The following is a 7675-nucleotide window of genomic DNA, read 5'->3' as shown; positions in this document are numbered from 1 at the left end:
TATCTCCTCGTGCTGGCAGGCGGCCTCGTGCGGATCACGGGAGCCGGCCTCGCCTGTCCGGACTGGCCGCTGTGCCACGGCCGGATCGTTCCGCCGCTTGAAGGCCTTGTCCTGATCGAGTACGGACACCGTCTGCTCGCCGCGGCGGTGAGCGTGCTGGTGCTGGCCACGGCGCTGTCGGCCTGGCGCGTGCGTGCGGCGGTGCCGCGGGCCGGCCGCCTCGCCGTCCTGGTGCTGGCGCTGCTGGCGGCGCAGATCGTGCTTGGAGGCGTGACCGTGAAACTGCGGCTCACGCCGGGCCTCGTGGCCACGCACCTCGGCGTCGCGATGCTGCTGCTGGGCGCCGTCGTGGCCCAGGCGGCCAACGCCCTGCGGCCGGCGGCCGATCCGGTGTTCGCGCCGCCGGGGTTCCGGAGGCTCGCGGCCGCGGCGGCGGCGGCGACCTTTGTGATGATTCTCATCGGCGGGTACGTGGGTTCGAGCGCGGCCGCGGTCGCGTGCCCGTCGCTGCCGTTGTGCCGCGGCGGCACGCTGCTCCCGCCGGATGCGCCCGCGCACGTCCACATGCTGCACCGCTTCTGGGCGCTCATCGTGGCCGTGCTGGTCGTCTGGACGGCGGCCGCGGCGACGCGCCTCGGTGTCCGCCGGCTGGCCATCGCCGCCCACCTCGCCCTGCTGGGGGTCGTCGTGCAGGTGGCGGCGGGCGTCCTCAACGTCGCGCTGCGGCTCACCCCGGCCGTGCAGGGCCTGCATCTCGGACTGGCCGCCGCGCTGTTCGCCGCCCTCGTCATCCTGACCACGCTCGCGATCCCGGTCCCGGAGACGGTGACGGCGTCCCCCATGGGGGACGGCGCCCCTCGCGCGGGCGCGAGAAGCCGGCGCCCCCTGCCCACGATCGCGGGCGGATCGATCGACGAGCCGGCCGACGGCCTCGCCTGGCCGGACGCGGCGCCGCGCACGGCGCTCGGCCGCACGGCGGAGACGGCCCGCGACTATCTCGCGCTGATGAAGCCGCGGATCATCCTCCTGCTGCTGATCACGACCATCACCACCATGATCGTCGCCTCACCCCACCATCTGCCGGTCGCGGCGCTTTTGCTGACCGTGCTCGGCGGCACGCTGGCGGCGGGGTCGGCCAATGCCTTCAACATGTACGTCGACCGGGACATCGACGCGATCATGCGCCGGACGTGTCTGCGCCCGGTCCCCGCGGGCCGCGTGCGGCCGTCGCAGGCGCTCGTTTTCGGCGCGGTCACCGGGGCCCTCTCGGTGGGCGTGATGGCGGTCGGCGTCAATCTCCTCGCGGCCGCGTTGTCCACGGCCGGTATCCTGTTCTACGTCGGCGTCTACACGCTGTGGCTCAAGCGCGCCACCCCGCACAACATCGTGATCGGCGGCGCCGCGGGGGCAGTCCCGCCCCTCGTCGGCTGGGCCGCGGCGACCGGCCGGGTCGAGGCGCCGGCCCTGGTCCTCTTCGCGATCGTGTTCCTGTGGACGCCGCCGCATTTCTGGGCCCTCGCGCTCGGCAAGGCCGACGACTACCGCGCCGCGGGGGTCCCGATGCTGCCGGTCGTGCGGGGCGAGCGGGAGACGCGCCGGCAGATCTTCCTGTACTCGCTCGTCCTGACCGCCGCCACGCTCGCGCTCTACGTCCCGCTGCACGCCCTCGGTCCGATCTACGCCGCCGCCGCCGCCGTCCTCGACGCCGTCTTCGTGGTCCTGGCGTGGGCGGTGCTCGCGGGCCGCCGGCCGGGGCTGGAAATGGCGCTCTTCGGATACTCCATCCTGTACCTCGGCCTGCTCTTCACCGCGATGGTGATCGACAAGCTCGTCCGCTGAGCCGCCGGGCGATGGCGGCTCCGCGTCGCATCCCCGTTCCGCGTGAGATCCGCGGCCGCCGCGTCGTCCTCCGCCCCCTTCGTTCGTCCGACGTCCGCGCCGTGTGGGAGGCGATCGAAGAATCACGGCAACGGCTCGAGCGCTGGCTGCCGTGGGTCCAGGCGACGCGCTCGATCGACGACCAGCGGGCCGCGATGGCGCGCCTGCGCGACCTATGGCGGCGCCGCGAGAGCTTCGTGGTCGGCATCTTCGACCGGCGCACCGGCCGCTACCTCGGCGGCAGCGGCCTGCATCGCATCAACTGGGAAACGCGATCGTTCGAGATCGGCTACTGGATCCGGACGTCCGCGGAGGGCCGGGGCTATGTCGCGGAGACGGTGCGGCTGCTGACCCGTCTGGCGTTCGACCGGCTCGGGGCCAACCGCGTCGAGATCTTCATGGACCCGCGAAACATCCGCAGCCGGGCGGTCCCGGAGCGGTTGAGCTTCGTCCTCGAGGGCACGCTCCGCCTCAAGGTCATGGGAACGGACGGACACTTGGAAGATCGGTGCGTCTTCGCGGTGACCCGCGACGACTACGATCGGCTGCCCTGGCGCTCCGGGCGGATCTCCAAGACCCGCGGGTAACGGCCGTTATCAGGGCTTAACACAGGCCGGGTAGCGTGGAGCGTGACGCGACACACTCAGCTGGAGGAACGCGATGCGAACACTTGTCTTGGTCTGGGCGTTGGCGGCGGCAGTGGCGGGGGCGCCGGCGGTGAACATGCTGTCCGGGCTGCTCTCGCCGGTCGCGCGGGCGCAGGCGGCCACCGCGGCCCCGGAGCTCAGCGGCGGCGGACCGTGGTTCAACACCGACGGCCGTCCGCTCACCATCGCCTCGCTGCGCGGAAAAGTCGTAGGCGTGGAGATGTGGACGGCGGGCTGCGAGAACTGCCTGAACGTGCTGCCGCACCTAAAAGAGTGGTACGCCCGATACGGCGGCCGGGGACTCGTTCTCGTCGGCGTGCACACACCCGAGTTCGCCCACGAGGGGAAGATCGACTACGTGCGCGAGGCCGTCGCCCGGCTCGGGATCGCCTACCCGGTCGTGATGGACAACGACCGCCGGATTTGGAACGCCTACCACAACGACTATTGGCCGACCCTGTACCTGGTCGACAAGCGCGGACAGCTCCGCTACACCCACATCGGTGAAGGCGACTACGACGTGACGGAGCGAGAGATCGGCCGGTTGCTGGGCGAGAAAATCTAGCGGCGCCCCGGCCGGACGGACCGGCGGGACTCGTGCCGCCTGAGGTGTTCGCCCCTCCGCGGCGAATCTCTTCACCGCGATGGCAAGACCCGTCCGCGCGCCGAGGGGAGCGGCCTCCGGCATGGCCGAAGGGTCCGCGCGCCTGGATCACCTCCAAATCCTGAGCGACGCTCCCGACCGGCTCGCCGCCTTCTATAGAGACGCGCTCGCGATGACGGCGGAGCGCCTCGACCGGCGTCGATGGCTCTGCGCGGCCCCCGACAGGCGGGTGTTGATCGCGCCAGGCGCGCCGCGGACGCTCGGCTTCGCGGCGTTTCGGGCCGGCTCGGAGGCGATCCGGGAACGGCTCGACCGGCACGGACAGACTCTCGGGCCGTCGCCCACCCCCCTGTTCGACGGCGAGGCGTTCTCTGTGACCGATCCCGACGGCAACACGCTGGTCTTCGGGCATGCGGCGCGGGGCCGGCGCCCTCCGGGCGCCGGCCCCGCGCTCGACGGACGCCTTCAGCACGTGGTGTTCGCAAGTGACGATCCGGAGCGACTCCTGGCCTTCTACACGCGCGTCGTCGGAGCGGCCCTCTCCGACAAGGTGCTCCAAAACGGCGCGCTCCTGGCCTGCTGGCTTCGCACCGACCGCGAGCACCATACGCTTGCGGTGTTCCGGTCGCGCACGCCGGGGCAGCGCCTCGACCATCATTCGTACGAGGTGCGGGATTGGGGGCTGATCCGGGACTGGGCGGATCACTTCGCCCGGCGGGGGATCACGCTCGAGTGGGGACCGGGGCGCCACGGCCCCGGCAACAACCTCTTCATCATGGTCCGCGATCCGGACGGCAACCTCGTGGAGCTCTCGGCCGAACTGGAGATCATCTCGGGCGACCGGCCGGTCGGGATCTGGGCGCACGAGGACCGCACGTTCAACATGTGGGGAGCGGCCCCGCTTCGAACGTGACGCCGAGCCGCTACGGCGTCATCATCGCCGGCGCCGGGCCGACGGGGCTCACTCTGGCCAACCTGCTCGGGATCTACGGCGTGCGCGTGCTCGTCGTCGAGCGCAACGCCACCACCGTCGACGAGCCGCGGGCGGTATCGATCGACGATGAGGGGCTGCGCACCATGCAGGCCGCGGGGCTCGCCGGCGACGTCCTCGCGGCGGCCGTGCCGGGCTACGGGTATCGCTATCTCTCGCCGTCCGGCCGCTGCTTTGCCACAGTCACGCCGGCCGCGATGCCGTACGGGTACCCGCGCCGCAGCGCCTTCCGGCAGCCGGTCCTCGAACGCCAACTGCGCGGCGGGCTCGCCGGGCTTTCGAGCGTCGAGGCGCGGTTCGAGCACACCCTCGAGAGTTTCCACCAGGACGGGCAGGGCGTGGCCGTCACGGTGCGCGGGCCGGAGGCGCGGGCGCGCGAGGTCGAATGCGACTACCTCGTCGGCTGCGACGGCGCCGCGAGCACCGTACGGCGCCTCCTCGGCGTTCCGCTCGCGGGCGCGAGCTTCAGCGAGCGCTGGTTGATCATCGACCTCGAAGAGTCGGAGGTCGCGTCCCCGCATACGCTGGTCTTCTGCGATCCCGCGCGGCCGGGGATCGCGCTCCCCGGCCCGGACCGGACGCGGCGGGTCGAGTTCAAAGTATTGCCGGACGAGCGGGACGACGATCTGCTGCGCCCGCCTGCCATCCGCCGGTTGCTGGCGGCGCACGGCACCGATCCCGAGAGCGTCATCAGGCGGGCCGTCGTGTATCGCTTTCACGCCCGCGTCGCGGCACGCTGGGCCGCGGGCCGGGCCCTGCTGGCCGGCGACGCCGCGCACCTCTCGCCGCCCTTTGCGGGACAGGGCATGAACAGCGGCCTCCGCGACGCGCACAACCTGGCCTGGAAGATCGCGGCGGTGGTGCAGGGACAGATGGGTCCCGGTCTGCTCGAAAGTTACGAAGCCGAACGCCGTCCGCACGTGTGGGAGATGATCAGGCTCGCCCTGCGGATGGGGCGCGTGATGGCGCCGCGGTCCCGCGCGGAGGCGTGGGCCGTAGAGCAGGCGGTGCGCCTTCTCGACCTATACCCGCCGGCGCGCGATTACATCACCGAGATGCGGTGGCGGCCCGCGCCGAGGTTCCGGTCCGGGTTTCTCGTGCCCGACGGGCGGCCGGCCGGCGAAACGCTGGTCGGGCGGCTCCTGCCGCAACCCTGGGTAGTCACGGCGGACGGGCGAAGCGTCCGCCTCGACGCGGTGCTCGGCAACCGTTTTGTGCTGCTCGCCTGGACCGCCCGGCCGGGCGAGGCGTTCGCCGCGGTCAGGCACGACGTGTGGCGCCGCCTCGACGCGACGCGCGTCGCCGTGCTGCCTTGCGGAGTCGAGGACGAATCAGTCCGGCGAAGTGAGGGACTCTTCGGCGCCGAGGTGGTCCGCGATCGGGACGGCCACCTGGCCGCCGCGCTCGCGCGTTACCCCAACCACGTTCTGCTGCTGAGACCGGACCACTACGTAGCGGCGTGCCTCCCCGCCGATGGTCCGGCGCGTGGGGCCGCGGCGGTCGAGGCCCTCGTGGCGCGAACCTGAGGACGTCGGGCGGAGGTGCCCGTCCCCACGGCGGCCGCGCATGAGAGGTCGTGAGGGGGCAAGACTACCAGCCATAGCCCCCGCTGCTCGGCTTGCTCGGAGTCCCGGACATCGCCGGTTTCAGATCGACCGCGGCGACCCACCACTTGCCGGCGATGCCCTGACCGTTGGCCTGGTGCGGCGCCGTGTCACCCGAGTAAGTGTACAGCAGATGTCGATTGTAACTGACCTGCGATCCGTTCTCCGTCTTGACGAGGGTGAGCTTCCCGGGAAGCGCGCCCTTCGCGCTCGGTGCCGACATGCCTAGCAGCGGGGGCCACACCTTCGCGCAGCCGCCGGTGCACGTGCTGCGGCCGGCCGTGTCGGTGGCGAGGTAGTAGAGCGTCATGCCTTTGGCGTCCGTAAGCACCCGCTTCGACGCCCCGTTGACCGAAATCGCCGCCGTCTCCACGAGGTGGCCGGCGCCCTGCGCCGCCGTCCCGAGGACCGCCGTCACCAACAAGAGTACGAAGCCGGCAAACCACTGCATCAGTCGCATGCGTGTCACCTCCGCGTGTGATTCGGACACACCCAACCATGTGCTTCGGGCTTCACGGATCCGTCAACGGCGTGTAACGGGCCTGAAACGGCTGCCCGTCAAGATTCCGCTTGATCGGTCTGCAGCCTGATCCGTGAGGGTATGAGATTCACCGGGGGCCGAGGGGGGCCGGTCATGTCTGACGTAACGTCGCGGCAAGAGAAGCGGGAGACGTCGTTTGGCGGAGCGTGGAATCGCGCCCAGTTCGAACTGTCGCTCAAGTCGGTCGGCACCTTCGGGTTTTCCCCTCGCGTCATGGAGTACTGCCGAGAGCGCGCACGCGCCGCGAGGCGCCTGCCCCATGAAGTCGTGATCGAGATCGTTGAGGAGGCAATCCACCGCGCGAGTCGTGCGGGTTGAGGTCGCGCAGGGGATGATCTCATGGAGGTCGCGAGGATCCAGATTGTTGCCGCTGCCCGCCCAAAGCGCCACGACGGACAGCAGATTTAACCGGGCCAGGAGACGCAACGAAGATCGCTGTTATGCCGGTCGCCCGGCGCCCACACCCCTCCAAGTACTCCCTGCTACTCCCAAAACGAGTCCGGACCGGTAGATGCTTCCTTGCTCAGCCAGGGCGAAGGGGAACAGTTCCGCGTATTGCAGGTGGTTTGCAGATAGTGGGTCAAACTGAAGCGTGTTGCGACCTAGGAGGACACTTCGATTGTGCGAGAAGATGGTTGCTCTCGTTCCCGGTGGCGAGGACCGCTTTGGCGAACGCCGCACCACTGGGGTCAACTCGACGGACTTCAAGGTGTCAGCTCAGGACAGCAATGGTGGTCTCTTCGTGATGGAGGTTACGAATCGAAAAAAGGGCGGACCATCGCGTCATTTACACCACAATGAGGATGAGTGGTTCTATCTCATCGAAGGAGAGTACATCGTCGAGGTCGGAGAAAAATTTTTTCGGCTAAGACCCGGCGATTCCATCCTTGCCCACCGCGAGGTGCCTCACGCGTGGGCATTCGTGGGTGATGCCCAGGGCAAGTTGCTCATTGCCTTCGCGCCCGCCAACAGGATTGAGGAATTGTTCAGCAACAGACCGATTCGCAACGATACGGAGGTTTTGCGCGCGCACGGCGCGGAGATTGTTGGACCCCCGCTATCCGTCGAATGAGGTTGGTACTAAAGCCTGATGCTTCACGGCGCTGCTGTTCGGCATGAGGGCTCTGCCAGACGCTGGAAGGCTTGATTGGCTCCTCGGGCAGGACTCGAACCTGCAACCCTCCGGTTAACAGCCGGATGCTCTACCATTGAGCTACCGAGGAGCGCCGACCCTGTGATTGTAGGAACGGCCTGGGGCGGTGTCAAGAACAGGCCCTGCGCGAGCCCAGGCGACTGCACGAGACCGCCGGCGAGCACCAGCGTGAGAATCGCGCCCGCCCGCATCATGGAACACCGCTACCGCGCCGCGCACCGCGGCTCCTGTGTCGGAACGCGTTGCCTTGACAGCCC

The 7675-nt window shown here is 69.7% G+C and carries 8 protein-coding genes and 1 tRNA gene; 7 read left to right on the top strand and 2 right to left on the bottom strand.

The window, feature by feature from the left end; all coding sequences use genetic code 11:
• The 5 genes from VGZ23_05690 to VGZ23_05670 all read left to right on the top strand — a co-directional run.
• Positions 1-1839 (top strand): heme o synthase (locus VGZ23_05690; GenBank protein HEV2357087.1); only part of this gene is annotated, 1839 nt, incomplete at its 5' end.
• Between the two features lie 11 nt (positions 1840-1850).
• Positions 1851-2465 carry a GNAT family protein gene (locus VGZ23_05685; protein HEV2357086.1) on the top strand — a complete coding sequence of 205 codons (615 nt, stop codon included), beginning with the start codon at positions 1851-1853 and terminating at the stop codon, positions 2463-2465.
• Between the two features lie 73 nt (positions 2466-2538).
• Positions 2539-3090, top strand: a complete 552-nt coding sequence (locus VGZ23_05680; protein ID HEV2357085.1) for a redoxin domain-containing protein — start codon at positions 2539-2541, stop codon at positions 3088-3090.
• 121 nt (positions 3091-3211) lie between these two features.
• Entirely contained in the window at positions 3212-4042 is an 831-nt protein-coding gene (locus tag VGZ23_05675) for a VOC family protein (GenBank protein HEV2357084.1), read from the top strand.
• Entirely contained in the window at positions 4039-5646 is a 1608-nt protein-coding gene (locus VGZ23_05670) for a bifunctional 3-(3-hydroxy-phenyl)propionate/3-hydroxycinnamic acid hydroxylase (protein ID HEV2357083.1), read from the top strand. The genes VGZ23_05675 and VGZ23_05670 overlap by 4 nt, the downstream gene beginning before the upstream one ends.
• 64 nt (positions 5647-5710) lie before the next feature.
• Here the strand turns inward: VGZ23_05670 and VGZ23_05665 are convergent, their stop codons facing one another.
• On the bottom strand, positions 5711-6184 hold the full coding sequence (locus VGZ23_05665; GenBank protein ID HEV2357082.1) for a hypothetical protein: 474 nt from the start codon (positions 6182-6184) through the stop codon (positions 5711-5713).
• A 174-nt stretch (positions 6185-6358) separates the two neighbouring features.
• On the opposite strand from VGZ23_05665, the gene VGZ23_05660 reads away from it, so the two are divergent.
• The gene (locus VGZ23_05660; protein ID HEV2357081.1) at positions 6359-6583 is read left to right on the top strand and encodes a hypothetical protein; all 225 of its coding nucleotides are present in this window, start codon (positions 6359-6361) and stop codon (positions 6581-6583) included.
• Between the two features lie 301 nt (positions 6584-6884).
• Positions 6885-7337, top strand: coding sequence for a cupin domain-containing protein (locus VGZ23_05655; GenBank protein ID HEV2357080.1), 453 nt, complete (start codon positions 6885-6887; stop codon positions 7335-7337).
• Between the two features lie 76 nt (positions 7338-7413).
• Here the strand turns inward: VGZ23_05655 and VGZ23_05650 are convergent.
• Positions 7414-7488, bottom strand: a tRNA-Asn gene (locus VGZ23_05650).
• Positions 7489-7675: the final 187 nt, after the last annotated feature.

Source organism: bacterium (assembly GCA_035945995.1).
GTDB lineage: Bacteria > Sysuimicrobiota > Sysuimicrobiia > Sysuimicrobiales > Segetimicrobiaceae > DASSJF01.
This window is presented reverse-complemented; position numbering and strand designations above follow the sequence as displayed.